This is a genomic window from uncultured Ralstonia sp., assembly GCA_913056305.1.
Taxonomy (GTDB): domain Bacteria; phylum Pseudomonadota; class Gammaproteobacteria; order Burkholderiales; family Burkholderiaceae; genus Ralstonia.
This window is the reverse complement of sequence record CAJXMR010000026.1, coordinates 12,920-38,940: the sequence shown is the minus strand read 5'-3', so window position 1 is coordinate 38,940 and position 26,021 is coordinate 12,920. Positions and strand designations below refer to the sequence as shown.

At 66.1% G+C, this 26,021-nt stretch carries 25 protein-coding genes; 18 read left to right on the top strand and 7 right to left on the bottom strand.

Annotated elements, in window-relative coordinates; all coding sequences use genetic code 11:
- Positions 1-310 precede the first annotated feature (310 nt).
- The 11 genes from QZ609_RS07060 (at position 311) to QZ609_RS07010 (ending at position 13,207) form a co-directional block, all read left to right on the top strand.
- Positions 311-3,085, top strand: a complete 2,775-nt coding sequence (locus QZ609_RS07060; RefSeq protein WP_295492614.1) for a TonB-dependent receptor — start codon at positions 311-313, stop codon at positions 3,083-3,085.
- 44 nt (positions 3,086-3,129) lie between these two features.
- Positions 3,130-3,843, top strand: a complete 714-nt coding sequence (locus tag QZ609_RS07055) for a MotA/TolQ/ExbB proton channel family protein (protein ID WP_295492612.1) — start codon at positions 3,130-3,132, stop codon at positions 3,841-3,843.
- Between the two features lie 2 nt (positions 3,844-3,845).
- A complete protein-coding gene (locus QZ609_RS07050; RefSeq protein ID WP_295492610.1) occupies positions 3,846-4,244 on the top strand; it encodes a biopolymer transporter ExbD in 399 nt (132 codons plus the stop codon).
- 9 nt (positions 4,245-4,253) lie between these two features.
- Complete coding sequence (locus QZ609_RS07045; protein ID WP_295492608.1) at positions 4,254-4,955, top strand: energy transducer TonB; 702 nt, start codon at positions 4,254-4,256, stop codon at positions 4,953-4,955.
- A 29-nt stretch (positions 4,956-4,984) separates the two neighbouring features.
- Complete coding sequence (locus tag QZ609_RS07040) at positions 4,985-5,731, top strand: DUF1868 domain-containing protein (protein ID WP_295492606.1); 747 nt, start codon at positions 4,985-4,987, stop codon at positions 5,729-5,731.
- Positions 5,728-7,866 carry a phosphocholine-specific phospholipase C gene (locus tag QZ609_RS07035; protein WP_295492604.1) on the top strand — a complete coding sequence of 713 codons (2,139 nt, stop codon included), beginning with the start codon at positions 5,728-5,730 and terminating at the stop codon, positions 7,864-7,866. The genes QZ609_RS07040 and QZ609_RS07035 overlap by 4 nt, the downstream gene beginning before the upstream one ends.
- An 11-nt stretch (positions 7,867-7,877) precedes the next feature.
- The gene (locus QZ609_RS07030) at positions 7,878-9,197 is read left to right on the top strand and encodes an extracellular solute-binding protein (protein ID WP_295492602.1); all 1,320 of its coding nucleotides are present in this window, start codon (positions 7,878-7,880) and stop codon (positions 9,195-9,197) included.
- Positions 9,198-9,205: 8 nt separating this feature from the next.
- Complete coding sequence (locus QZ609_RS07025; protein ID WP_295492600.1) at positions 9,206-10,090, top strand: ABC transporter permease subunit; 885 nt, start codon at positions 9,206-9,208, stop codon at positions 10,088-10,090.
- A gap of 2 nt (positions 10,091-10,092) precedes the next feature.
- The gene (locus tag QZ609_RS07020; RefSeq protein ID WP_295492598.1) at positions 10,093-11,010 is read left to right on the top strand and encodes an ABC transporter permease subunit; all 918 of its coding nucleotides are present in this window, start codon (positions 10,093-10,095) and stop codon (positions 11,008-11,010) included.
- Positions 11,007-11,849: an inositol monophosphatase family protein gene (locus QZ609_RS07015; protein WP_295492596.1), complete on the top strand. Its 843-nt coding sequence runs from the start codon at positions 11,007-11,009 to the stop codon at positions 11,847-11,849. The genes QZ609_RS07020 and QZ609_RS07015 overlap by 4 nt, the downstream gene beginning before the upstream one ends.
- 185 nt (positions 11,850-12,034) lie before the next feature.
- A complete protein-coding gene (locus tag QZ609_RS07010) occupies positions 12,035-13,207 on the top strand; it encodes an ROK family transcriptional regulator (RefSeq protein WP_295492594.1) in 1,173 nt (390 codons plus the stop codon).
- A gap of 47 nt (positions 13,208-13,254) precedes the next feature.
- Here the strand turns inward: QZ609_RS07010 and QZ609_RS07005 are convergent, their stop codons facing one another.
- Entirely contained in the window at positions 13,255-14,034 is a 780-nt protein-coding gene (locus QZ609_RS07005; protein ID WP_295492592.1) for a glucose 1-dehydrogenase, read from the bottom strand.
- Positions 14,035-14,184: 150 nt separating this feature from the next.
- On the opposite strand from QZ609_RS07005, the gene QZ609_RS07000 reads away from it, so the two are divergent.
- On the top strand, positions 14,185-15,084 hold the full coding sequence (locus QZ609_RS07000) for a LysR family transcriptional regulator (protein WP_295492581.1): 900 nt from the start codon (positions 14,185-14,187) through the stop codon (positions 15,082-15,084).
- Between the two features lie 9 nt (positions 15,085-15,093).
- On the opposite strand, the gene QZ609_RS06995 is transcribed toward QZ609_RS07000, so the two are convergent.
- From QZ609_RS06995 to QZ609_RS06980, 4 genes are all read right to left on the bottom strand, one after another.
- Positions 15,094-15,798: an SDR family oxidoreductase gene (locus QZ609_RS06995; protein WP_295492579.1), complete on the bottom strand. Its 705-nt coding sequence runs from the start codon at positions 15,796-15,798 to the stop codon at positions 15,094-15,096.
- A gap of 66 nt (positions 15,799-15,864) precedes the next feature.
- Positions 15,865-16,287 carry a MarR family winged helix-turn-helix transcriptional regulator gene (locus QZ609_RS06990; RefSeq protein WP_295492577.1) on the bottom strand — a complete coding sequence of 141 codons (423 nt, stop codon included), beginning with the start codon at positions 16,285-16,287 and terminating at the stop codon, positions 15,865-15,867.
- 89 nt (positions 16,288-16,376) lie between these two features.
- Complete coding sequence (locus tag QZ609_RS06985; protein WP_295492575.1) at positions 16,377-17,528, bottom strand: CaiB/BaiF CoA-transferase family protein; 1,152 nt, start codon at positions 17,526-17,528, stop codon at positions 16,377-16,379.
- A gap of 5 nt (positions 17,529-17,533) precedes the next feature.
- Complete coding sequence (locus QZ609_RS06980; RefSeq protein WP_295492573.1) at positions 17,534-18,487, bottom strand: hydroxymethylglutaryl-CoA lyase; 954 nt, start codon at positions 18,485-18,487, stop codon at positions 17,534-17,536.
- 214 nt (positions 18,488-18,701) lie between these two features.
- Here QZ609_RS06980 and QZ609_RS06975 point away from each other — a divergent pair, with 214 nt between their 5' ends.
- Complete coding sequence (locus QZ609_RS06975) at positions 18,702-19,613, top strand: LysR family transcriptional regulator (RefSeq protein ID WP_295492571.1); 912 nt, start codon at positions 18,702-18,704, stop codon at positions 19,611-19,613.
- Positions 19,614-19,643: 30 nt separating this feature from the next.
- Here QZ609_RS06975 and QZ609_RS06970 read toward each other — a convergent pair whose 3' ends face one another.
- Positions 19,644-21,083 (bottom strand): MFS transporter, encoded by a 1,440-nt coding sequence (locus QZ609_RS06970; protein WP_295492569.1) that lies wholly within the window; start codon positions 21,081-21,083, stop codon positions 19,644-19,646.
- 388 nt (positions 21,084-21,471) lie between these two features.
- On the opposite strand from QZ609_RS06970, the gene QZ609_RS06965 reads away from it, so the two are divergent.
- Genes QZ609_RS06965 through QZ609_RS06955 form a run of 3 tightly spaced genes read left to right on the top strand, consistent with a single transcriptional unit; the run spans position 21,472 to position 22,524 of the window.
- Complete coding sequence (locus QZ609_RS06965) at positions 21,472-21,888, top strand: MarR family transcriptional regulator (RefSeq protein ID WP_295492567.1); 417 nt, start codon at positions 21,472-21,474, stop codon at positions 21,886-21,888.
- Positions 21,889-21,942: 54 nt separating this feature from the next.
- Positions 21,943-22,335 (top strand): 4-oxalocrotonate tautomerase family protein, encoded by a 393-nt coding sequence (locus QZ609_RS06960; protein WP_295492565.1) that lies wholly within the window; start codon positions 21,943-21,945, stop codon positions 22,333-22,335.
- A gap of 54 nt (positions 22,336-22,389) precedes the next feature.
- Positions 22,390-22,524: a hypothetical protein gene (locus QZ609_RS06955; RefSeq protein ID WP_295492563.1), complete on the top strand. Its 135-nt coding sequence runs from the start codon at positions 22,390-22,392 to the stop codon at positions 22,522-22,524.
- Between the two features lie 5 nt (positions 22,525-22,529).
- On the opposite strand, the gene QZ609_RS06950 is transcribed toward QZ609_RS06955, so the two are convergent.
- Positions 22,530-23,561, bottom strand: a complete 1,032-nt coding sequence (locus QZ609_RS06950) for a helix-turn-helix domain-containing protein (protein WP_295492561.1) — start codon at positions 23,559-23,561, stop codon at positions 22,530-22,532.
- An 88-nt stretch (positions 23,562-23,649) separates the two neighbouring features.
- Between QZ609_RS06950 and QZ609_RS06945 the strand changes: the two genes are divergently transcribed.
- Positions 23,650-24,786 carry an acyl-CoA dehydrogenase family protein gene (locus QZ609_RS06945; protein WP_295492559.1) on the top strand — a complete coding sequence of 379 codons (1,137 nt, stop codon included), beginning with the start codon at positions 23,650-23,652 and terminating at the stop codon, positions 24,784-24,786.
- Between the two features lie 23 nt (positions 24,787-24,809).
- Positions 24,810-26,015, top strand: coding sequence for an acetyl-CoA C-acetyltransferase (locus tag QZ609_RS06940; RefSeq protein WP_295492557.1), 1,206 nt, complete (start codon positions 24,810-24,812; stop codon positions 26,013-26,015).
- Positions 26,016-26,021 lie beyond the last annotated feature (6 nt).

Here is a 26,021-nt window from a genome sequence, read left to right as displayed (position 1 = left end):
GCCGCAATTCATCTCGCAGCTTCTGTCATCTGGCTGATTTGACGACACGCCCTAGGGGACTTTGACAATTCTGCGATCTCCTGTGGCTCCGTCACGAATATTACACATAGTGGGTATTAATATCTGGCCGTCCGCTTTGGCATGGATGCGATACGACATCGCACGAGCAGAAATCGGACCGACGGGATCCCAAGCAACGTGCCACCAAGCGCGTACGACGAGAGGAACCGGCGTCACTTGGTAAACAATCGCTTTCGGGGAAAACATGCTTTATCGACAGGGGGGAGGGCACCGTCTGCGCCTTTCCGTGATGGCTCTCGCAATCAGCGCGGCGTTGCCGATCCTGGCCCAGGCAGCCAGTGACGACACGCAGGTCCAGGATCAACAGGGGAAGGCACCGGCAGCGAAGACCGGCGATGAGACCGGTAAGAACGACGGCGCGGTCCAGCACGTCGGCAGCGTCGAGGTGACACGGCAACGCGCGCAGACCAGCGCGGCCGTGGCCACCAAGCAGACCGAAGAGCGCGTGATGGACGTGCTGACCCAGGACCAGATCAAGAACCTGCCCGACGACACCGTCACGGATACGGTCAGGCGTGTTGCCGGTGTTTCGGTCAGCTTCAACCCGGACAACGTCAACGGCCGCGACGAGGCACAGTTCATCGCCATCCGCGGGCTCGACGGCAGCTACAACAACGTCACGATCGACGGCGCGCCGATGGCGTCGACCGACCTGACCAGCCGCAGCGCGCGCACCAACATGCTGCCGTCGTCGCTGGTCAAGCAGGTCCAGGTGTACAAGACCTGGCTGCCCGACCAGGACCCCAACGCCGTGGGCGGCTCCATCAACATCGTCACGCGCAGCGCGTTCGACAACGGCGGCAAGCCGTATCTGAGCATCACGGGCGGGCTCGGGCATGCCCGCGACAGCGGCAAGGTCCTGTCGGCCGATGAAGGGCTGGCGCGCAAGACCGACATGGTGTTCAGCAGCACCTTCGGACCCACGGGGGCCCTGGGCGTTGTCATTGCGGCCAACTACGAGAACGAGAACACCACGTCGATCGGTCACATGGCGACCGACAACATCTTCTACAACTACTACAACGCCAACGGCGCCAACGCCAACAACCCCGCCACCGGCGGCCCGAACACGGGCAACGGCATTCCGGTGCCGCAGCAGTTCAAGTACTGGCAGTTCCTGAAGAACTTCGAGCGCAAGGGCGTGGACGCCAAGGTGGAGGCACGGTTCAGCCCCGACCTCTATGGCTTCATCAGCCTCGGCTACAACAACGAGACCACCCGCCAGGTACGCAACGAGACCTTCATCGACGACAGCCGCAGCACGGGCACCAATCCGGTCTCCAACCAGACCCCGACGTCCGGTCACTTCGCGCTGGGCGAGGCTGAAGCGGGCAACATGATCTCGAAGCTCGACCGCACGGTGCAGTCGGCCCAGGGCGGCCTGGACTGGAAGCTCAGCGATGACCAGGTCCTGTCCTTCCGCTCGTCGCTATCGGAAGCGCGCCATCGAGAGCCGCGCCAGATGGCGAAATACATCTTCGCCCGCTTCCGCTACAACGCTGCCGGCACGGCCCCCACGCTGAGCGGCACGCCCGGCCTGGCGATGAACTACGACACCTCCGGCTCCGAGCCCAGCGTCTCCGTCAATCCAAGCAATTTCGACAACCTGAACAACTGGCAGGCGTACTACTGGCGCAACGAGACCATCGCCATCGACGATCGGGTCGGCGATGTGAAGCTCGATTTCCGCCAGAACATGGATGCCGATGCGCGCGGGCTTGGATACGCAGTGGGTATCGACTATCGGCGCCTGGGCCATAGCTACACCGACAACTTCAACCAGTACAACCCCAACGCCGCCGGCATGACGCTGGCGGGCGCCGGTTATCTGTCGGGCACGATCATGCCGTACAGCAACGGCCTGCCATTCATCATCGTCGACCCGGCCCGCGCGTGGGCGCAATTTGCCGCGAACGCCAACATCATCTCGGCCAACAGCGGCAACCTGACCAGCAGCCTGCAGAGCAACTACACCCACAGCGAGCAGACCGCCGCCGGCTATGCGATGGCCGCCTACCGGACCGATCGGTTCAGCGCCACCTTCGGCTTGCGCCAGGACAACACCGACCTGTCGACCACCGGCAACGTGCGCAACGTCGTCAACGGCAGCACAACCTGGCAGTCCGTCACCAAGAATTCCAACTACAACTTCACGCTGCCGGCAGCGTCGTTCGTGTTCGATGCCAGTTCCGCCGTCAAGCTGAAGGCCGCCGCCAGCCAGACCATCGGCCGGCCCAACTACGACGCGTACTCGCCAAACACCACCATCTCGGAAAACACCGATGGCTCGGTGACGATCTCGCAAGGCAACCCCGACATCAAGCCGCGCCAATCGGACAACTTCGATCTGTCCGCGGAGTGGTATCTGCCCAATGCAGGGCTCGCCTCCGTGGCCGGGTTCCACAAGCGCATCAAGAACGAGATCTACACGCTGCAAAGCCAGGGGCAGATCTTCTTTGATGGCGCAAACCGCACCGCCGCCATCTCGCAGCCGCTCAACGCGTCCAGCTCCCAGCTCAACGGCATGGAGTTCAACTTCGTGCAGGGCACACTCGGCTGGCTGACCCCATACCTGAAGGGCGTCGGCTTTAGCAGCAACCTCACCTTGCTGGCCGGCCGCCTGAACGCGCTCACCACGTCCGGCGCCACGCGCACCATCAATCGGCTGGTCAATCAACCCGACCAGATCCGCAACCTGACGGTGTTCTACGACTACCAGCGGTTTGGCGTGAGCCTGGCCTACAACTGGGCCGGCGACAGCCTGCGCCTGGTCGATTCCGCGCTCGCCAGCCAGGACGTCTACTGGAAGGCGCGCAAGCAGTTCGACCTGCAGGCGCACTACGACATCGGTGATGGCTGGCGTGCCTTCTTCTCGATCTCCAACCTGACCAACTCGCCGCTGGTCAGCGTCACCGGGCCCAACCGGAACCTACTGAAGGACACGTTCTCGCTCAACCGCACCTACTGGCTTGGGCTGACCTACACGCCCAAGAAACTGTTCTGACGCCAGCCCCCCGGCTGTTGCTATTCACTTTTGGAAGAAATCCTATGAACGCCTATCAACAATTCATCGACCTGAGCCTGCAGTCGATGGGCATCATTCCGCTGCTCGCGCTCATCCTGCTCGTGGTGCTGGTGGTCGCCATCGAACGTGCCGTCTTCTTCGCGCGCATCGTGCCGTCCGGCGCGGCGCTGGACCGTGAACTCTCCGCCACTGACCATCGGCAGGAAGAGGCCCTGCGGGCGATTGCACAGCGCCACCAGGCCACCGTGTTCGGCGGCACCCTGCAGGCGGCCGTCGAAGCGCGGCACCTCGATCCGGAAGCGATGGACCGCTACATCGACGAAGCCATCGTGCGCACCTTGCCCAAGCTCGACCGTGCCTTGTGGCTGCTCGACGCGGCCGTGACGCTCGGCCCGCTGATCGGCCTGCTGGGCACCATCATCGGCATCACCGAGTCGTTCAATGTGCTCGGCGCCAGCGGCCCCAATGCGGGCGCCGTGACCGGCGGCATCGGCCACGCGCTGATCGCCACCGGCTTCGGCCTGGCCGTGGCCATCGTCGGCGTGGCGGTCAACAGCTACTTCGGCAAGCGCGTCCGGCTGGCGATCCTGCAGCTCGACCTCGTCAAGCTCGCCTGCATCAAGCGGCTGCATTTGCTTGAGACCGACCCCACGACCTCACGCGTCGCCACGCTGCAGCCGCAGGCCGAGCGCATGCCGTTCAAGCGAGCCGCAACGGCCGGCCTGTCGGGAGCCTGACCATGAGCCGGACCCGCTACCTGGACGTGCGCGAGCCGCGCATCGAAATCGTCCCGATGATCGACATCATGATGTTCCTGTTGATCTTCTTCATGGTGACGATGCTGAAGATGATCGATGCCAGCGGCCTGAAGATCAACGTGCCGCAAGCGTCGACCGCGGCGCCGTTGCCCAAGACCTCGCTGACCATCGCCGTGAAGAAGGAAGGCGGCCTGTTCTTCGAAGGCCAGCCGATCGCGGCGGACGCCCTGACGCAGCAGCTCAAGGTTCGCGCACAGTCGGCCAAGCTCGAAGTCCTGATTGCCGGTGACAAGGACGTGCCGCTGCAGGAGCTGCTGCGCGCGATGGACGTTGCACGCGCAGCCGGCGTCGAAGACCTCGGCATTGCCGCCAAGCCCTGAGGTGATGCCATGAGTTCGTCCTTGCCGGCAACCGCGCGACTGCCGCAGCCGGCCCCCGACCTGCCCTCCGGGCTGCGGCTGCCTGCGGCGCTGGCGATTGCGCTGGTGCTCGAAGCGGGGCTGATTGCCGTGACGCTTGGCCGGCGCGCTGACCCGCCCGTGCCGCCTGCACCGGCACCGGTGAAGATCGCGCGGCTGGTGACCATTGCAGATGTACCGGGCGAGCCCGACCCGGCGCCGCCGACACCGATGCAATCGGCACCGAAACCGAAACCTACCCCTCCCAAGGCCAAGCCGGCGCCCGCGCCGAAACCCGTGGCGAATGCGCCGAGTGCCGCCCCTGTGCCGACACCGACGACGGATGCCAAACCGGTCGAGGCACCGGCAGCAGCGCCCGCACCGTCACCTAGTCCAGTGCAGCGGGACAAGGCTCCCGAAAAGCCGAGCGGCGTACGTCGCGGTCTCGTGCCGCTCGTGCGCGTCGAACCCGACTATCCGCCGCGCGCCCTGGCCAGCAACACCGAGGGCGTGGTGGTCGCGCGCGCGACGATCGAGGCCGACGGCAGCGTCTCGGCAGTGAAGATCGTCAGCGCACAGCCCCCCAAGCTCTTCGACCAGGAAGCCATCCGCGCCCTGATGCGCTGGAAGTTCTCCCCCAACGAAGGCGGCATGGTCGGGGAGATCGAGCTGCGTTTCCGGCTCAGCAACTAACGAGCAACTCACGACCGCGCAACACCCGCATGTCCAACAACCTTCCGTTCGACCTTCATCACGTCGGCGTCAAGTTCAACCGCGATGGCAGCGTCCGCCACTACCCGGGCAACACGATCCTCTGCCATGTGCCGCGCCCCGGTGTTTTGTGGAGCGCACTGATTGCCGCGCGCGATCAGCTGAACGCCGGTAAAGCGGCCGACTGCCTGACCTTCCTGCCACCCGAGAGCTATCACATGACGGTGTTCGAGGGCGTCACCGATCACATTCGCGCGCCGCTTGCCTGGCCCGCCGATGTCCAGCTCGATGCGCCGGTCGATCAGTGCACGCGCCGTTTCGAGCAGAAGCTGGCGCGCTTCGATCCTGCCTGCGAGTTGCCGTTGCGCATGGTGATCGCCGATGGCAGCGCCCAGCACAGCGCTGGCGTCATGACGCTCACCCCGATCGACGCCGAGGAGAACCGCAAGCTGCGCACCCTGCGTGACCGGTTGTCCGACTGCCTGTCGATCCGGCACCCGATCCACAACGACTACGTGTTCCACATCACGCTTGCCTACCCCATCAAGGCAATGACGCCGGCTGCGACCGACGCGTATCTCAAGCAGCAGGCCGCATGCTTCGAATGGATCCGGCGCCAGGTTCCGGTCGTTGAATTCGGGCCGCCCGAGTTCTGCGTCTTTGACGACATGCACGCCTTCGAAACGCGCCTGTACCTCGGGAGCGAATCCATGACGCCGCCGCCGCAAGCCGCACACATCGCAGGAGAAACACAATGAACCGACGCGACCTTCTCAAAGCGGGCGCCAGCGTTGGCATGGCAGCCGGGCTCGGCGCCCTGCCGCTCTCGATCCGGCGCGCGCTGGCCCTGCCGGCCGCCTCCCCCACCGGCACGATCCACGACGTGCAGCACGTTGTCATCTTGATGCAGGAGAATCGTTCGTTCGATCACTACTTCGGCACGCTGGGAGGCGTGCGCGGATTCAATGACCGGCACACCGCGCCGCTACGCGGCAAGCGCACCATCTGGGAGCAGCCCGACGGCCAGGGCGGGACCGTGCTGCCGTTCCACATGCCGAGCCACAGCACGGCCTCCCAGCGCGTCCACTCGTTGCCGCACGGCTGGGTCGATGGGCACGCCGCGTGGGCCGGCGGCCTGTACGACAACTGGATTCCGGCCAAGGGCGTGCTGACGATGGGGCACTACACGCGCCAGGACATCCCCTACCACTTCGCGCTGGCCGATGCGTTTACGGTGTGCGACGCCTATTTCTGCTCGCTGCCCGGCGCCACCAACCCGAACCGCTCGCACCTGATGGCCGGCACCATCGATCCGTTTGGAACCCACGGTGGCCCGATGAAGGACCAGCCGGCCGAAGGCCGCGATTTCCAGCCGCGCAACGGCCCACCGGTCTCCTACACCACCTATCCGGAACGGCTGGAAGCTGCCGGGGTGTCGTGGCGGGTCTACCAGGGGATCGACCAGGACGGCCCCTTCCCCATCGACGTGCAGGACGGCATCCGCAGGCGCAACGATCCGCATCCGGAAGACCCGAATGCGTCGGTCAGTTGCTTCAACGTGCTGCGCTTCTTCCAGCAGTTCGCCAACGCACCGGAAGATTCGCCCCTGTACCGCAACGCGATGACGCACCGGCCACCCAGCGTGTTCGCCGCCGATGCCAAGGCCGGCAGGCTCCCGCAGGTCTCCTGGGTGATGCCGCCGCACAACTGCTCCGAACACCCCCAGTGGACGCCGGCCGACGGCGCGTCATTTATCGCGTTCGTGCTCGACGCGCTGACGGCCAACCCGGACACCTGGAGCAAGACCGTCCTGCTGGTGATGTACGACGAGAACGACGGCTTCTTCGACCACGTGCTGCCGCCCATGCCGGCGGCCACGCCCGAACAAGGCGCATCGAATGTCGACGTGGCCGCGGAAATCCATGCGCAGGATGGCTTGCCGTTCGGCCTGGGCGCACGCGTGCCGCTGCTGGCCATCTCGCCGTGGTCCAAAGGCGGTGCGGTGTGCTCGCAGGTGTTCGACCACACGTCGGTCATCCGCTTCCTGGAGGCGCGCTTTGGCGTGCATGAGCCGAACATCAGCGCGTGGCGCCGGGCCGTGTGCGGCGACCTGACCTTGGCGTTCGACTTCGCCACGCCGGACGCGCAGATCCCTGCGCTGCCGGATGCGCGCGCATTCCTCGCGTCGCACGCCATGCAGCCGGGCCTACCCGCGCCGCACCCGCCGCAAGCGCAGACGCTGCACCGTCAGGAGCCTGTGCAACGGCGCACGCGCGCATTGCCATACGTGTTGCACACGCACGCCAAGATCGATACGGCGAGCCAGTCGGTCCAGCTGCAGTTCGTCAACAGCGGCAGCGTCGGCGCGGTCTTCCATGTGTTCGACCACGCCAGCGATGCGGCCCCCAAACGCTATACCGTCGACGCCAACACCCAGTTGGCAGGCGTTTGGCCACTGACAACCGATGGCAGCTACGACCTGGAAATCCTGGGGCCCAACGGCTTCCTGCGCCGCGTCTCCGGCCGGGCTCATGCCGCAGCACCCGCAGGCGCGGTGCTCGAGGTGAGGACCAACTACGTTCCGGCCGTCGGCGACCTGCGGCTGGAGCTGTCCAACCACGACACCGTCGCCCGCACGCTGACTGTGACCGACAACGCCTACGGCGCCCAGGCACGTCGCCATCACCTGCCGGCCGGGGGACGCATCGAGATCAACTGGGCGCTATCATCCAGCGATGCTTGGTACGACCTGACTGTCGCAGCCGACAATCCCGCCGACTTTGCACGGCGCTACGCCGGGCACGTCGAAACCGGCAAGCCAGGCAAGACCGATCCGGCACTGAGCCGAGACAGCAGCCCGCCTGCCTCGCCAGACCGGCCGCGCGCACCCTGAACGCTGATGGAATGAAGCCTGCGCTGTTCGCCGCCACCCTTGCCACCGCCCTTTGGGTGGCCTCGCCGATAGCGGCGGCAGCGGAGTTCGACTTCTGGTATGGCCACAGCGGCCCGATTGCCGAGGCAATCGAATCGCTGTGCGCCGGCTTCAACGCTGCGCAACATCAGCATCGCGTGCACTGTGTGTCGCAGGGCACGTATGAGCAGACGATGCAGAAGGTCGTCGCGGCTTACCGGGCCGGCCGGCAACCGGCTGTGGTCGAGATCTACGATGTCGGCACGCTCGACATGATGCTCAGCGGCGCCATCTATCCGGTCGACCGCCTGATGCACGAGGCGGGAGACACCCTCGGCTGGTCCGACGACCTCGCCGTGGTACGGCGCTACTACGCCGACGCCGCCGGCCACCCCTACTCCCTGCCCTTCAACGTCTCGACGCAGGTCCTGTACGCCAACAAGGCATGGCTGGCCGTGGCGGGTATCGCCCAGGCGCCGCAAACCTGGGAGGCATTCGAAGCGGCGGCAGAAAAACTCAAGGCCGCCGGCAGCGTGTGCCCGGCGGTCACGGACTACGATCCGTGGAAGATGCTGGAGCAGACCAGCGCCTCGCAAGGCGCGCCGATTGCCACGCAGCACAACGGCCGCCAGGGGCTCGACGCCCGCTACGTGTTCAACACCGGCGTGCATCGCCGCTTGATGAATGACGTCATGCGCTGGCGCGCACGCGGCCTGCTCATCGACGCCGCGGACACACGGGCCGGCAACCAGACGCTCGCATTCGCCACCGGGGAGTGCGCGCTGTCGGTCGAATCGACCAGTGCGTGGAGCGGCATCCGAGCCAGCAAGCGCGTCGATGCCGCAGTCGGCATGGTCCCGACCTATGCGGGCACGCAGCGCCACAACACCGTCGTCGGCGGCGCTTCGCTGTGGGTCATGAAGGGACACAGCGCGGCGGTCTACCGGGGCGTTGCCGCCTTCTTCGACTATCTTCGGCAGCCTGAGCAGCAGATCGCTTTCTCCCTCCGGACGGGTTACCTGCCCCTCACACATCGCGCTGCCCGTGCTCTCATGATGTTGGGCGGCGAGGATGCTGCCGCACTGGCGCCGATCGCAACGGGCCTGGCGTCGCTCAGCGTGTCCCCCGGTGAGGACAACGAGGGCGCCCGGCTTGGCTTCATGCCGCAGTTCCGTCTTGCCTGGCAGGCTGAGGTCCAGAAGGCCTTCGCAGGCAAGCAGACCATGGATCAGGCGCTTGACCGCGCCAAGGCGCGCGGCGATCAGTTGCTGCAACGATTCAAGGACACCTATGCCGGCGTAGCGCCGCCCTAGGAGATCACATGAAGCCGACTGCTCCCTTCCCGCACCGATGGCTGCCGCTTGCGCTGGCTGCGCCACAGCTGGCGCTTGCCGCGCTGTTCTTCTACTGGCCGGCGTGCAAGGCGATCTGGTGGTCGTTGCATCTGGAGCGGCCCTTCGGCAATGGCTCGGTCTTTGTCGGGTTGCAGAACTACTGGCGCGTGCTGACGGACCCTGGCTTCCATGCCTCGCTGCGTGCCACGGCGCTGTTCATTGCCGGCGGTGTCGGGCTGGCCGTGGTCGCGGCGCTGGTGCTGGCCGCATGCGCCAGCCTCAGCCTGCGCGGCAGCAAGGTCTTGCGCCATCTGTTGATCTGGCCGTATGCAGTGGCCGGCGCGGTACTCGGCGTCATCCTGCGCTACCTCATGAGTCCCGTCGCGGGGCCGCTGGGCTGGTTCAACCAGATCTGGCCAGGGCTGTGGGCGCCACATGTCAACGGCAGTGATGCCCTGCTGATGGTCACCCTGGCCTTTGCGTGGACACAGATCCCATTCAATTTCGTGATCTTCACCGCCGCGCTGCAGTCGGTGCCGGACGACTATCTGGCCGCCGCCGCAATCGACGGCGCGGGCCCGGTGCGCCGCTTCGTGGATATCCAGCTGCCGTTGCTCGCGCCGTTCGTACTCTTCGTGTTCGTCATCAACATGCTGGAGAGCTTCACCAACAGCTTCGGGATCATCGATACGCTCACGCGCGGCGGACCGGGCGAGGCGACCGAGATCCTGTCCTACAAGATTTTCTCGGATGGCTTTGTCGGGCTCGATCTGTCCGGCTCATCAACGCTGTCGGTCATCCTGATGATCGGCGTGGTGATGCTCACCTTCGTGCAGTTCCGCGCATTCGAGCGCGGTCAAGGCCAGCACTGACCATGGTCGAACGTCATCGCGCCTTCCATCTGTGCTGCTACGCGATCCTGGTGCTGGGGGTGCTGTTCGCGTTGGGGCCGCTGTATGTGGCGTTCTGTTCGGCCTCGGTGCCGAACCAGCAACTGCTCGACAATGGTGTCGCGCTGCTGCCCGGTGCGCACCTGCTGGACAACATCCGGGAAGTCGCGCGGCGCGTGAACATCGGCCGCATGCTGTTCAACAGCCTGGTCGTGTCGAGCGTGGTGGTGGTAGGCAAGCTCACGCTGTCGTCGGTCACCGCCTACGCCGTCGTCTACTTCCGCTCGCCGCTGCGGCACCTGATCTTCTGGAGCGTCTTCATCACGCTGCTCCTGCCGCTCGAGGTCCGCATCGTCCCCACCTATGCCGTGGCCTCCGACCTATACGAGCCGCTGAAGGCGGTGCTGCGTACGACCGGCCTGGACACGCTCATTGCGTCGCTGGCCGGCATCCGGATCATGCCGTCGCTGAACCTGCTCGACACCTATGCCGGCCTGTCGCTGCCGCTGGTGGCTTCGGCCACCGGCACCTTTCTGTTCCGGCAGTTCTACCAGACCGTGCCGGCGGAATTGTCGGAAGCGGCACGCATCGACGGCGCCGGACCGATGCGTTTCTTCATCGACATCCTGCTGCCCCTGTCGAAGACCAACCTGGCCGCGCTCGGCACCATCGCCTTCATCACCACGTGGAAGGAATACATGTGGCCGCTCGTGGTCACGAACCAGGGCAGCATGCGCACGATCGCCGTGGGCGTGGCCAGCTTCTTCCCGACCGAGGCGAGCCAGTTGCCGGAATGGAACCTGGTCATGGCAGCGGCGCTGGTTGCGCTGGTCCCGCCCGTGCTGGTGATCGCGCTGCTGCAGCGCTGGTTTGTCAAAGGCGTGATCGGCGCCGGCAAATGAATCCGCCATGGCTCGGCGCACCCTGCTTACATTTCACCGTTCAACGTTCACACACCGTCATGCAACGAGAAGATCGTCTCCGGCACGCCACCGCCATCGTTGAAGCCGCGGGCGAGATCGCCCGGCGCTTGTTCCAGCAGCGCACGCAGTTGGCGATGCATGCCAAAGGCCCGCGCGATTTCGTCAGCGAGGCGGATCTGGCGGTCGAGCGCGTGATCCGCGAGCGTCTTGGTTCGGCGTTTCCCGGTGAGTCCGTCCTGGGTGAGGAGCTGGGCGGCGAACTGGCCCCTACCTGCTGGCTGGTGGACCCGATCGATGGCACTGCCAATTTCCTGCGCGGCTCGCCGCTGTGGGGCATTTCGCTCGGGCTGGTGGTCGATGGCGAACCGGTGGTCGGCGCGATCCACTACCCCATCCTGGGCATGAGCATCGGTGCTGCCTTGGGGCTCGGGCTGGTCTGCAACGGCCTGCCGATGCGGCGCGAGGTGCCGTTTCCGGAAGTGCGCGCTGTAGCGATGGGTGAGAACGCCCATTGGGATGCCGCCGAAATCGCCCAACTCAGCCAGACGCTGCGGCAACACGACTGGAGCGTGGCAAGCTACCGCTGTGCAACGATCGGCCTGGGCTTCGCCGCGCTGGGCTATGTCGACGGCTATCTGGAGCGCCACACCAGCCTCTGGGATATCGCGGCTAGCATTGTCCTGTGCCGCGAGGCCGGGCTGGAGACGCATGTCGATGGCGTCGCGAAACCTGCCGGCATGGACGTGATGGTCGGCACCCGGGCCTTGGTCGATGTGGTCACACCGTTGTGGCAGGCATCCGCGCGAAATGACACGTAACCGTACGTGGCCCCGCCGGCACGCGAGCGCGACACATTGGTTTGCTAGAATTTTTGCCTGATCAACTTACGCTGGCCGGCGCTCCGAATACGCGATGTGAACACCGCGACGAACGCCCGCCTGCAGCAGGTGCAATACACGCGCCCCATGCCGTTACGGTAGCCGCGATCCCCCGCCCCCCCTACATGACCAGCAAATCCAGAGGTCTCGAGCCAGCGCCCGATGCGGCCGCACAGAATACGCCGCGCACCAGCGATGCGTTTTTTCCCAGTGCCAGCGAGCGCATGATCCTCGACATCGTCCGCCGGCACCGGGCGATTTCCCGCGCGGCGATTGCCTCGGAGACGGACCTTGCGCAGCAGTCGATCCACCGTCTTGTCGAACAGCTGATCGAGCGCGGCCTGCTGCGCGCGGGCGAGCCGGTCAAGAACGGCCGGGGGCAGCCCAGCCCGCGGATCGAGCTCGTGCGCGAAGCGGCCTATACCATCGGCATCTCAGTCAATACCGATTCCATGGCACTGTGTCTCGCAGACCTGGGCTGCAACATCGTGGAAGAGATCCTGATCCCGACGCCGCCGACGCAGCGGGACGCATCGCTCGCCCGATTGAACGATGAGGTCGGTCAACTGCTCAAGCGCAACAAAGTCCGGCGCGAGCGCGTGATCGGGATCGGTTTCGCGATGACCGGCTTCTTCGTCGGGGATCGCCGCCAGGTCAACGCGCCCGAGCCGTTGCAGGACTGGTCGCTGATCGATCTGGCGCCCATCCTCGAAGGCTGCTTCAAGCTGCCGGTGTGGATCGAGAACAATGCGACCACGGCGGCCATCGGCGAAAGCCTGCTGGGTGCCGGCCTGTGGGCGCGCAATTTCTTCTACCTGTCCTTCAACTACGGGTTCGGTGGCGGCGCCGTCATTGATGGCAAACCCTATTTCGGCTCGCACGGCAACGCGGGCGAAATGACGATCTTCACTGACGAGGAAGCCGAGCGACGGCCGGCGCTGCAATACCTGATCCGGGAGTTGCGCGCGAACGGCGTCGAGGTCGAGTCGGTCGAGGACCTGCGCTGCCGTTTCGATCCGGCCTGGCCCGGCGTAGAGAGCTGGATCGCACGCACCCTGCCGGCGTTGGACCGGGTCATCAACTCGGTGGCCGGCCTGGTCGATCCGCAAGCGATCGTCTTTGGCGGCCAGCTGCCGCCCGAACTCGGGAAGATGCTGATCGAGCGTGCCCGCTTCTGGGAGAAGCATCGCTACGGTGTCGCGCCGCCTCGGCCGAAGCTCGTGCTGGGCGAGGCGAGCGGCAACGCCACCGTGATCGGCGCCGCGCTGGTGCCATTGAAGACGCGGTTCTTTGCGTGAGGTCTTGGCCAGCGGCGGAGCACTGACCACCCCGCCGCCTCGGCTCATCAAGCAACCGAATAGCCGCCATCGGCCACCAGCGCGTGGCCCGACACGTAGCTCGCGTCGTTGGACGCGAGGAAGGCCACGATGGTCGCCATCTCTTGCGCGCTGCCGAAGCGGCCAGCCGGCGTGTTGGCGGCAAAGTCGTGCCGGGCCTCATCCGACGGCCAGATACCGCGATGGTGGAACGGCGTCTCGATCAGCCCCGGCGCCAGCGCGTTGACGCGCACACCGCGGCGGAACCATTCGATCGAGGCCGTCTTGGTCATGCCGATCACCGCATGCTTGGTGGCGATGTACAGCGCCGCGTTCTCGAAGCCGATCACGCCGCCCATCGAGGCGTTGTTGATGATGCTGCCCGCGCCCTGCTTGAGCATCACCTCGGCCTCATATTTCATCGAGTTGAAGACGCCGCGCACGTTGGGGTCGAACACCTTGTCGTAGGTCGCATCGGTCTGCTGCGTGAGCGGCGCGAACACGCCTTCGGTGCCCGCGTTGTTGAAGGCGATGTCCAGGCGCCCGTAGGTGGCGACGGCGAAGTCGACCATCTTGCGGATGTCGTCTTCACGCGTGACGTCGACTTCAATGGCAGCCGCATCTCCGCCGTCGGCCTGGATGGCCGCGACCAGGGCATCGAGTTCTGCCTTGCGCCGCGCCGCGACCACCACCTTCGCGCCGCGCTGCGCCAGTTCGATGGCCGCCGCGCGGCCGATGCCAGAGCTCGCGCCCGTCACGAGGGCGATCTTGCCTTCCAGCGGTTGATGTTGATTGTTTGCTGCGTTCATTGCCGGCTCCTTGCCGTGGTATGGGGATCACTGGCGTTCGGGGCTGCCGATGCCGCCAGGCTTGGAGCCAAGTATGGGTAGGCTTGCGACACAAATAAATGGAATAATCCGGCAAACAAAATTCCTCGATTTGGAATTCTCGGAGCCGCAATGCAAGACCGTCTCGAACTGCTGCGCATCTTCACTGCCGCCGCCGGTGCCCCGACCTTCCGCGAGGCGGCCGCGCGCCTGGGCGTATCACCGCAAGCCATCACGCGTGCCGTGCGCGAGCTGGAGGCGGCCTTGGGCGAGACGCTGTTCCATCGCAACACGCGCAGCGTGCAGATCACGAACTACGGGCGGGATTTCGCGGCGCATGCGCAGGCGGCGCTGCAGACGGTCGATGGCCTGTTCGATGCCACCTCCGCCAAGGCAGCCGAGGCCGGCGGCACGGTACGGGTTGCGGCACCCACCCATGTCGGACGCGAATACGTGCTGCCCATCCTGAGCGGACTGATGCGGCAGCACCCGGGGCTGGTGGCCGACCTGCGCCTGTCGGATACGCCATCCGCCGTAGTCGACGAACAGATCGACGTGGGCGTGCGCGTCGGCACCCTCGGCGACAACCGCTTCGTCGCGCGGCAGCTCGGCACGCTGCCGCTATGGGTGGCGGCCTCGCCCGCGATGCTCGAACGCGTGGGCGAGCCGAAGACGCCCGCTGCGCTCACCGCGCTGCCGCTGACCACCCTGATCAACCGCGCCGACGGCCGCGCCTGGCCCTGGGTCTTCCGCGACGACACCCAGGTGCAGCCGCGCACGCCGGCCTTCATCACCGACGATCCGGAAACCGAGGTGCGGGCGGCCTGCGCCGGCATCGGCTTCACGCAGACCTCGGAATACCTGCTGCGCCCACACGTGGAGCGCGGCGCGCTGGTGCGCGTACTGCGCCGGTTCGAGCCGGCGCCGTGGACGCTCCACGTGTACCGCCCGCAACGCGGCCCGGTACCGCAGCGGGTACGGCTCGTGTTTGATGCGTTGGCAGAAGGGTTGCGCGGGCTGTGCCGAACTTGATTCAGTACGTCATGCGCTGGCTGCCAGATAGGCCGGCGCATCGCTAGACAACGACTGCTTGACGTTGCGCCCCACGTCATCGACCAGCACTTCCTCCCGGTCTTCGGCCAGTGCACGCAGCACCTCGCCTACAACGTGCTCGGGCGACGACTTCGGCGCGTTGATGCCGGCCGTCATGTCGGTGTCGATGAAGGCCGGATGCACGCCCACCACGCGCGTGCCCTGGCCGCGCAGCTCGTGCCGCAGCCCGTTGGTCAGCCCCCAGGCGGCCGCCTTGGACGCGCTGTAGGCACCGCTGGTCGGCATCGCCAGCCAGCTCAGCACCGACAGCACGTTGACCACCGTGCCGCCGCCGTTGCGCTTGAGCACCGGTGCAAAGGCCTGCGTGACAGCAAGCAGCCCCCACACGTTCACGTCGAAGATGCCCTTGACCGCCTCGGTGTTCTCCGGCGCGAGCAAAGAGACACGCTGCGCGATGCCGGCGTTGTTGATCACCACTTCGACGTCGGTCAACTGGGCCGCGGCGGCTGCGATGCTCTCGGCATCGGTCACGTCCAGGCGGACGGGGTGCACGCCCGGCTGCGTGACGGTCTTCGGGTCGCGCGCGCCCGCATACACTTTGGCCGCGCCCGCTGCCAGCAGGGCCTGCGTAAATTGGCGGCCCAACCCACGGTTGGCGCCGGTCACCAGGATGGTCTTGCCACGGATGTCCATTTCATTCTCCATATGTGTATATGCACAGCATTAAGCAAAAAAGAGCGCCCCTTCTGGGCGATGGGCTCAACTCGCTGTCAGTTCATACAGCGCCTCGCGCAGCGCCTGCGCGCGCACCGCGCCAAACTTGTCGTCGATCTCCTGCTGGGCGGCTTGCCAATGCGGGTGGGCTGCCTTGATCAGCGCCTGGCCGCGCGGGGTCAACTGCAACTCCGCAGCGCGGCTGTCCGGCACGGCTTTCGACACGACCAGTCCGTCTCGTTGCATGGGTTGGAGCGCCCGCACCAGCGTGGTCCGGTCCATCACCAGCCAGTCTGCGAGCGCAGCCATGGTGGGCTCGGTCGCCTGCGCGATTGCCGCGAGCACGGAGAATTGCGAGGAGGTCAGTCCTGCCTCACCCAGATGGCGGTCGTAGACCTGCGTGACATAGCGCGCCGCCTGACGGATGGCGAGCGCGTTGCAGACGGGGCGGGCGGGTGTTTGAGACATGTGGCGAGTTTAGCAGTGCATATGCACATGTCAAGCCCCATGATCGTGCGGTGGCTGCCCCTTTCCATGGCGACCCGAGAAAACGTTGCTCAGGCCACACGCTCGCGCAACCGGGCAAGAATCTCGCCGTTATGTTCGCCCACCCTGGGCAGCGGGTTGCGCACACCCGGACGACGCCCGCCCATCAACAGCGGCAACAGCACCGTGGGCCCCGTCGAACCATCGTCCATCTGCATCGGCACCAGGCCACCGCTGGCCTTGAGGTGCGGGTCATCGAGCAGCTGGTCGGGGCGCACGATTGGCGCGTAGGGAATGCCGGCGGCTTCCAGCTGCGGGGCCAGTGCCTGGACGTCGAGGTCGGCCAGGATATTGCCGAGTTCCTGCAGCAGCTGCGGCCGCACCGCCACACGCGCGGCGTTGTCGGCATACTGCGGATTACCCGCCAATTCCGGATGCCCCAGCACCTGGCACAGCGTAACGAACTGCTTGTCGCTCACCGCACCGATGAAGAGCTGCTCACCGCCCGCGAGTGTGAAGACGTCGTACACGCTCCACGCCGACACGCGCGAGGGCATTGGCGGCGGCGCCTCGCCCGTCATCGCGTATTGCTGCAGGTGCTGCGCGGCCAGGAACACGCAGTTCTCGAACAGCGCGCTCTGGATCTCCTGGCCACGGCCGGTGCGGTCACGTTCGCGCAGCGCCGCCAGCACACCAATGGCACCGAACATGCCGCCCATGATGTCGTTGACCGAAGTGCCGGCGCGCAGCGGGCGCCCGACTGGGCCGGTCATGTACGACAGCCCGCCCATCATCTGCACCACCTCGTCCAGCGCCAGCCGGTGCTCATACGGCCCCGGCAAGAAGCCCTTGTGCGATACGTAGATCAGGTGCGGATATGCCTCTGACAGCGATGCGTAGTCCAGCCCGAGCCTTTCCATCAGCCCAGGGCGGAAGTTCTCCAGCACCACGTCGCACTGGCCGGCGAGTTCGCGCGCGGTGGCGCGGCCCTCGTCGGTGGTGATGTCGAGCACAACACTCTTCTTGTTGCGGTTGAACGCGCGGAAGAAGCCGATGCCAAGGCCGGGCAGGTTGCGGGTCTTGTCGCCGCCGGGCGGTTCGACCTTGATCACCTCGGCGCCCAGGTCGGCCAGGATCATGCCGCAGGTCGGGCCCATCACCATGTGCGTGAACTCCAGGACGCGCACGCCGGCCAGCGGCAGGGATTCGTTGTCGTGTGGCATGGTCGTCAGGCCGCGATGGCCGCGTGCGTTGAAGTGGAAGCAAATGTCTTGGGTAGACCCGCGCGCCAGAGCGTGCCGTGCAGCGTCTCGCCCGCCAGCCAGCCGACCAGGCGTTCGCGCATCGCCAGCAACTGCGCAATGTCGACGCCCGTGGCGATGCCCATGCTCTCCAGCATGAAGGCAAGGTCTTCGGTGGCGACATTGCCGCTCGCCCCGGGTGCGTGCGGGCAGCCGCCGATACCGCCCAGGCACGCATCGAAGCGCGTCACACCCGCCTGCATGGCCGCGTAGACATTGGCCAGCCCCAGCCCGCGCGTGTCGTGGAAGTGGCCGCACCAGAAGCGCTCGCCTGCGATGGCGACGGCGCGCTCGAACAGTCGGTGCACCGCTGCCGGGTCTGCGTAGCCGACCGTGTCGGCCAGGCTCACACGATCGGCGCCAGCATCGAGCAGTGCCTGCATCAGGCGCAGCACCTCATCGGGATCGACGCGGCCCTGCAGCGTGCAACCGAAGGCCGTGCCGACGCCGCCTTCGATCAGCGTCTGCGCGCCGGCGGCATCGCGCGCGGCGCGGATGCGCGCCACCTCGGCCACCACTTCGTCCGGCGTCTTGCGCAGATTGGCGAGGCTGTGGGCGTGGCTGGCCGACAGCGGCACGATCATGAGGTCCACCCCGCTGGCGATGGCGTCTTCCGCACCACGCAGATTGGGCACGAGCGCGGAAACGAACAGGCCCGGCAGCGTGCGCGCGTAGTCGACCAGCGCGCGCGTATCGGCCAACTGCGGCAGCAGGCGCGCAGGGACGAACGAGCCGATCTCGATCTCGCGCAACCCCGCCGCATGCGCGGCGCGGATCCATTCGCGTTTTTGCTCGGTGGGCAGGATCGTCTGGAGGCTTTGCAGGCCGTCGCGCAATCCGACTTCGCGGATCACGGTGGTGGCAGTGGAGCGTGCGGTCATGTGCAGTTGGGCGGTATGGAATCCATCAACACACCGACTCTATGTGGTTCTCTACAGATGCAACAGCGATCAATTACGCACGTGTTCATTCCGTTTTGGAAAGCCTCGCGGTCGCATTTATCACGATGGCAGGCATTCCGGAATCGACGTCTGATGGCTATGATTTCCGTATCCACATTCCCTTTCGGAAGGCCTGCAACCCGGCCGCTCAACCATGCGTGACCTCGACTTGACGACCCTGCGCCTCTTCGTTGCCGTCTGCGAGACGCGCAACATGGCGCGCGCCGGGGAACAGCAGAACATCGTTGCCTCGGCCATCAGCAAGCGGCTGGCGCAGTTGGAGGACACCGTCGGCGCACCGCTGCTGGAGCGCCAGCGGCGCGGCGTGATCCCGACGCCAGCGGGCGAGATCGTGCTGGCGCACGCGCGCGCCATGCTGGCCGCCGCCGATCGCGTGGCGCGCGACATGGCCGAGTACGGCACCGGCATCCGCGGGCAGGTGCGTGTGCTGGCCACCGTCTCGTCGATGGCCGAGTCCTTGCCGGATGACATCGCGGCCTTCCTGAAGATCCCCGAGCACCGCGACATCCGTGTCACATTGGAGGAATGCCTGAGCAGCGACGTAGTGCGCGCGCTGCGCGAAGGGTCGGCGCCGCTGGGTGTGTGCTGGGACGCGGCGGATCTGGAAGGCTTTGAAACGCGCTCGTATCGCGGCGACCATCTGGCGGCGGTGGTGCATGCCTCGCATCCGCTCGCCAACGCCGACTCCTGCACGTTTGAAGAAACGCTGCCGTTCGACCATGTGGGGCTGCCCGCGCAGACGGCGGTGTACACCATGCTCTCGCGCTACGCGGCCATCCTCGGCCAGGCGCTGAACTATCGCGCGGTGGTCTCGACCTTCGACGCGTCGCTGCGCTGCGTGCGGGCCAACCTGGGCCTGGCCATCGTGCCGCGCGAAGTGGCCGAGCCGCTGGCGCCTATGCTGGGTGTGAAGATCGTGCCGCTCTCCAACGACTGGGCACGCCGACGCTTCGCGCTGTGCTACCGAAACGTGCAGTCGCTCTCACCGGCCGCGCGTCTGCTGGTGGACCATCTCACTCACACGGCGATGATGGCCCCAGGTTAAGTGCTGGAGTCACACCACGTGTCGAGCGCTTCAGTGCGACAGGTCCTCCAGCCGCACACCGTTGGTCTTCGGCCCGAACCCACCGATCGAGATCATCACCGCCACCATGCACGCGGTGATGCCCACGAATACGCCCGCCACCCCGAAGTCGCGCAGCAGCGCCGCGATCATGAAGCCCGACAGCATCGCGCCCGCGCGGCTGGCTGAATAGACAATGCCGTTGGCACGGCAGCGCACCGCCGTGGGAAACAGCTCTGCCTGATAGGCGTGGTAGCAAACCGAAATCGTCTGTCCGGCCAGGCTGATCAGCACGCCCAGCACGATCAGCGGCAGGGCAGCCTTGAACTGCGCAAACGCCAGCCCGAACACGATCACGGCAAATGCCGAACCGACGATCAGCCACTTGCGCTGGACGCGGTCGGCCACCAGCATCGCCAGCAGCGGCCCGACCGGCAGCGCAATCGCAATCACGAACGCATACAGCAGGCTCTTGGTGACGGTGATGCCCTGCCCAATCAGCAGCGTCGGCACCCAGTTGGCAAAGCCGTAGTAGCCGATGGCCTGACAGAAGTTGAAGACGATCAGCATGACCAGACGCGCACGGTATGGCGGCTCCCACAGCTCCGCCAGCGAGGCGCGCCGATGCGGCGGCAGGACCACGGCGGGCAGCGGCGCCGGCAAGGCGTGTCCGGACTCACGCTCGGCCGTCGCTTCCATCTTGCGCACCACGCGCTCAGCCGCCTCCACGCGCTGATGCATCGCCAGCCAGCGCGGGCTCTCCGGCACCGCCCGGCGGATGAACCACACCAGCACCGCGCCCGCCGAGCCCAGCAACACCACCCAGCGCCACCCGTCGATGCCCAGTACGGTGGTCGGCACCAGCCAGTACGACAGCAGTGCGGCAACCGGCGCAGCGGCAAACATCACCATCTGGTTGAACGCCATCGCCCGGCCGCGCATGTGCTGCGGGACCAGCTCGGTGACGTAGCTGTCGATGGTGACGATCTCGATACCGACGCCAATGCCGGTGATGAAGCGCCAGATCAGCAGCCCCTCCGCGCTGTGCTGGCACGCCATGACGACCGAACCGACCGAATACCACAGCAGCGAAAACGTGAAGACCGTGCGCCGCCCATAGCGGTCGGGCAGCCAGCCAAAGCCGAACGTGCCCACGAACAGCCCCGCGAATGTCGCCGCGATGAAACCGGCCATGCCGTGCAGGCCGAAGAAGGTGTCGGTGGTCACGCGCAGCAGGCCGCTCTTCTCCATGCCCGGCGCGATGTAGCCGGTGAAGATCAGGTCGTAGATCTCGAAGAAGCCGCCGAGCGAGATCAGCAGCACCAGCACCCATAGCTGGCGCGTGATGGGCAGGCGGTCCATGCGGGCCGATAGCGCGGCAGCGGCGCGGGGGTCCGTTTCCGTTTCGGGCATGGCGATGGGCGGGGCGTCCGCCGTCATGGGGCGCTGCATGGGCTTTGTCTCCTGATGGCGCGGCCGGCGCGTCTGGGTGCGTGCCTGGCGGGGCGTCTTGTCGGCGTGCTTGCAGATTCGGCACGTTATGCGGGCTTACTGTAGCCATTCCCGTGATGGCACAACACGCTATTTCGGAAGGCCATGGGTTCCGGATTGGAAATGCTTGTTGGGGATGCTGGCTGATAGAGGTATGGGTGTTTGTTGCTTGTGGTCCATCCCTGGTTTCGTGCCTCGCCGGGCCCGACTCCCTTTCTTTGTCTTGCCAAAGAAAGGAAACAAAGAAAAGTAGGTCAGCCCCGGCAGGGGATGAAACAAGGGATGCACCATCAACAACAAAACCCAAAACAAGTTGCATATCTAACCATCTAGCACTATCATCCAACCCATGTTCGATCACTGCCTCTACTTCAACACTTCAGCCCTGGCCCGCAAACTGGAGCGCGTCTGGGCAGAAGCGTTCGCGCCCTTCGACCTGACGCCCCCACAGGGCTTCATGTTGAGAGCCATCGTAGACCACCCCGGCATGCTGCAAAGCGAGCTATCCGACGCGATGTCGGTAACACGCCCCACGGCAACCCGCGCGCTGGATGGCCTGGAAGCCAAGGGCCTGATCGAACGCCGCAAGACCGAAGCCGACGGCCGCGAAACCGCCATCTTCCCGACACCGGAGGCGATGAAGATCGGCGCAGCGTTGAACGCGGCCAGCGGCGCAGTCACGGCCCGCCTGAAACGCGTGCTGGGCAGCGCGGAGTTCACCAACACGGTGTCGAAGATCCGCGACGTGCGCTCGACCCTGACCTGAGCGCCCTTTTTTTTGCGCATATAGTTGTATTGCTAACTAACTAAGGAAACGATCATGCCGATCCTCAACGTCAAAGTCAGTGCCCAGCGTTCTGCGCAGATGACGCAGAAGATTGCCGCCACGCTGCTGGACCTCACCTCCCGCATCCTCGGCAAGGACCCGAAGGTCACCGCCATCACCATCGACTACGTCGACCCGGCGGACTGGATCGTCGGCGGGCAGACGCTCGCCGCGCAAGGCAAGAACAGCGTCTATTTCGACATCAAGGTGACGGACGAGACCAACACCAAGGCGGAGAAGGCGCAGTACATCGCCGAAGCGTTCGAGGCCTTTGCCGGGCTGCTCGGCAACCTGCATGAAGAGAGCTATATCTATGTGCAGGACGTCCGCGCTGCAGCCTACGGCTATGGCGGCAAGACCCAGGAGCACCGCTTCCAGCACGCGTGATGCGCTTGGTGTGCCGGGTACGCCGCCCCAACAACAGAACCATCAGGTGGGATCATGAACCGCATGAGTGCTTTCTTCGCGGCCAGCTGGCTGGCCGCTGCGCTGCTGTATTTCGGGCAGCATTCCTTACCGCTCACGGCATTGGCCGGGGTCGTCCTGCTCGCCGGCTTCGATCTCTTTCGCCCGTGAATCGCTCAGGCAGCGCCCTGGCCGCGCTGTTGCGCCCGGTAGCGCAGGGGGCTGCAGCCGTGGCCGGCGGCAAACGCGCGGCTCAGTGCGCTGACGCTGCCGAAGCCGCATTCGTCGGCAATGTGGTCGAGCGACTGCCGGCCCGTGCGCAAGAGAAACGCCGCCAACTCCAACCGTAACGCCGCCACATAGCGCCGCAGGTTGCTGCCGGTGGCGGCGGCAAAGCGGCGCGTGAGGGTCCGCTCGCTCATCGCCGCCTGGGCGGCCAGCTCGGCCAGCGCGGGCGGCGCCGCCAACTCCCGCTCCACGATCTCCTGGATGGCCAGCACGGCCGCGTCGCCGTGGCGCTTGAACTGCGCCGTCCACACGGCCATGTGCTCGTGCGACGGCAGCGATTGGTTGAGCGTCGTGCGCAGCAGGCGCCGCGACGCGCCCGCACCGCAGCAGTGATCGATGACGTACGCGCACGCGTCCACTGCCGGGTAAATGCCGCTCACCGTGATCAATCGGCCGTCCACCACCAAAGGTTTGTCCGGCGTGTAGCGCACCGTCGGAAAGTGACGCGCAAACCAAGCGCGTTCGCTCGCCAGCCCGGTCGCCCTACAGCCATCGAGCAGACCGGCCTTGGCCAGCAGCGGCGCGGCGTTCAGGCCGACCACCAGCGCACCGGCGTCGTAGCGCGCACGCAGCCATTCGGCAAACATCGGCTCCTCCGCTTCCAGCGTCGGCTGCGGCGCGAACTGGCCGGGCACGATCACCACGTCGTGCGCGCCGGCCACCTCCAGCGCACGGCTCGCCGGCACGGGCATATCGGCAAAGCTGATCACCGGTTGGCCGTCTGCTGACAGCAGATCGATATCGAACAAGCGGCTGCCCACCACATCCAGACTGCGCGCCTGCAAGGTACCAGCCACCAGCAGCATCTCCTGCGTGAGGAAGACGTAGCCAGCGAACAGGCGCGGCGGCAGCAGGATGGCGATGCGGGCGCGCTCAGGTCGATTGGGGCGTTTGGAAGCAAGTTTCGACTGGCCTTTCATATCAAGAACGTGGCGATTCAGATCAACCGAAATTGTCGCCGTCTTGCTGAAATACGGCAACCATCCGCCCCCTCCAACCGGAGCCGTCATGATTGCCCGCACGCTGTTCGACGCCGAACACGACACCTTTCGCGAATCCGTCCGCCGTTTCATCGACGCCGAAGTCCTGCCCCACCACGAGCGCTGGGAAGACCAGGGCTACGTCGACCGCACCGTCTGGGAAACCGCCGCCGCCGCCGGCTACCACTGCGCCAGCATGCCCGAAGCCTACGGCGGCGCCGGCGCCGACATCCGCTATAGCGCCGTACTGATCGAAGAGATCTACCGCGCCGGCGCCACGGGCCTCGGCTTCGGCCTGCATTCGGAAATCGTCGCGCCCTATCTGCTGCACTACGGCAGCGAGGCATTGAAGCAGCACTACCTGCCCAAGCTCGCCAGCGCAGAGATGATCGGCGCGATTGCCATGACCGAGCCCGGCGCCGGCTCCGACCTGCAAGGCGTGCGCACCACCGCCACGCGCGATGGCGACCACTACGTGCTCAACGGCTCCAAGATCTTCATCACCAACGGCTGGCACGCCGACGTGGTGATCGTGGTGGCGCGCACCACGCCCGAGGGCGGCGCCAAGGGCACCAGCCTGCTCGTGGTTGACACCACCATGGACGGCTTCAGCAAGGGCAAGCGCCTGAAGAAGGTCGGCATGAAGGCGCAGGACACCGCCGAGCTGTTCTTCGACAACGTGCGCGTGCCCGCCGCCAACCTGCTCGGCGAGGAGCACCGCGGCTTCTCGTACCTGATGCAGGAGCTGCCGTGGGAGCGCCTGCAGATCGCCATCGGCGCCATCGCCTCGGCCGAGGGCGCGCTCGATTGGACGCTGCGCTACGTGCGCGAGCGCCAGGCCTTCGGCAAACCCGTCATCGATTTCCAGACCGCGCGCCACACGCTGGCCGAGCTGAAGACCGAGGTGCAGATCGGCCGCGTGTTCGTGGACCGCTGCATCGAGCTGAAGCTGGCCGGCAAGCTCGATGCCGCCACCGCCTCGATGGCCAAGTACTGGACCACCGACCTGCAGTTCAAGGTGATGGACCGCTGCGTGCAGCTGCACGGCGGCTACGGCTACATGTGGGAATACCCGATCGCTCGCGCATGGGCGGATTCCCGCGTGCAGCAGATCTACGGCGGCACCAACGAGATCATGAAAGAGCTGATCGCCCGCACCCTTTGACGGACACGACACCGAGGAATCGCATGGAAGCCTATATCTACGACGCTGTGCGCACGCCGCGCGGCAAAGGCAAGAAGGATGGCAGCCTGCACGGCGTGACGCCGCTGCGCCTGGCCGAGACCGCGCTGCGCGCCATCCGTGATCGCAACCGGCTCGATACGTCGCTGGTCGATGACGTCGTGCTCGGCTGCGTGGAGCCCGTGGGCGAGCAAGGTGCCTGCGTCGGCCGCGTCGCCGTGCTGGCCGCCGGCTATGCGGAGAGCACTGCCGGCGTGCAGATCAACCGCTTCTGCGCTTCGGGCCTGGAAGCCTGCAACATGGCCGCCGCGCAGGTGATGGCGGGCCAGTCGGACTTCGCCATCGGCGGCGGCGTGGAGAGCATGTCGCGCGTGCCGATGGGCGCCAGCGGCGGTGCGTGGCCGGTCGATCCGGCCATCGCCATTCCGCAATACTTCGTGCCGCAGGGCGTGTCGGCCGACACCATCGCCACGCAGTCAGGCTACAGCCGCCACGATGTGGACGCCTATGCCGCCGAGAGCCACCGCCGCGCGCATGCCGCCAGCACGGCGGGCTGGTTCACCGGCTCCATCGTGCCGGTGCGCGACCAGAACGGCCTGACCATCCTCGACCGTGACGAGATGATCCGCCCGCAGACCACGGTCGACACGCTCGCGCAGCTCAAGCCGTCCTTCGCCGAACTCGGCGAGCAGTACGGCTTTGACGCCGTGATCCGCCAGCGCTATCCGGAGCTGGAACGCATCGAACACGTGCACCACGCCGGCAACAGCTCGGGCATCGTCGATGGCGCCGCAGCCGTGCTGATCGGCAGCCGCGAGGCTGGCGAGCGCGCGGGCCTCAAGCCGCGCGCGCGCATCCGCAGCTTCGCCAGCATCGGCTCCGAGCCGTCGATCATGCTGACCGGCCCGTCCTACGCTGCGGAGAAAGCGCTCAAGCGCGCCGGCATGCGCGCCGCCGACATCGACCTGTATGAACTGAACGAAGCCTTCGCCTCGGTGGTACTGCGCTTCATGGAGGTGATGGCCGTGCCGCACGACCGGATCAACGTCAACGGCGGCGCCATCGCCATGGGGCATCCGCTGGGCGCGACCGGCGCCATGATCCTCGGCACGCTGCTCGACGAGCTGGAGCGGCGCGGCGCGAGCACGGGCCTGGCCACGCTGTGCGTGGGCGCGGGCATGGGTACCGCCACCATCATCGAACGCATTTAAGGGGAG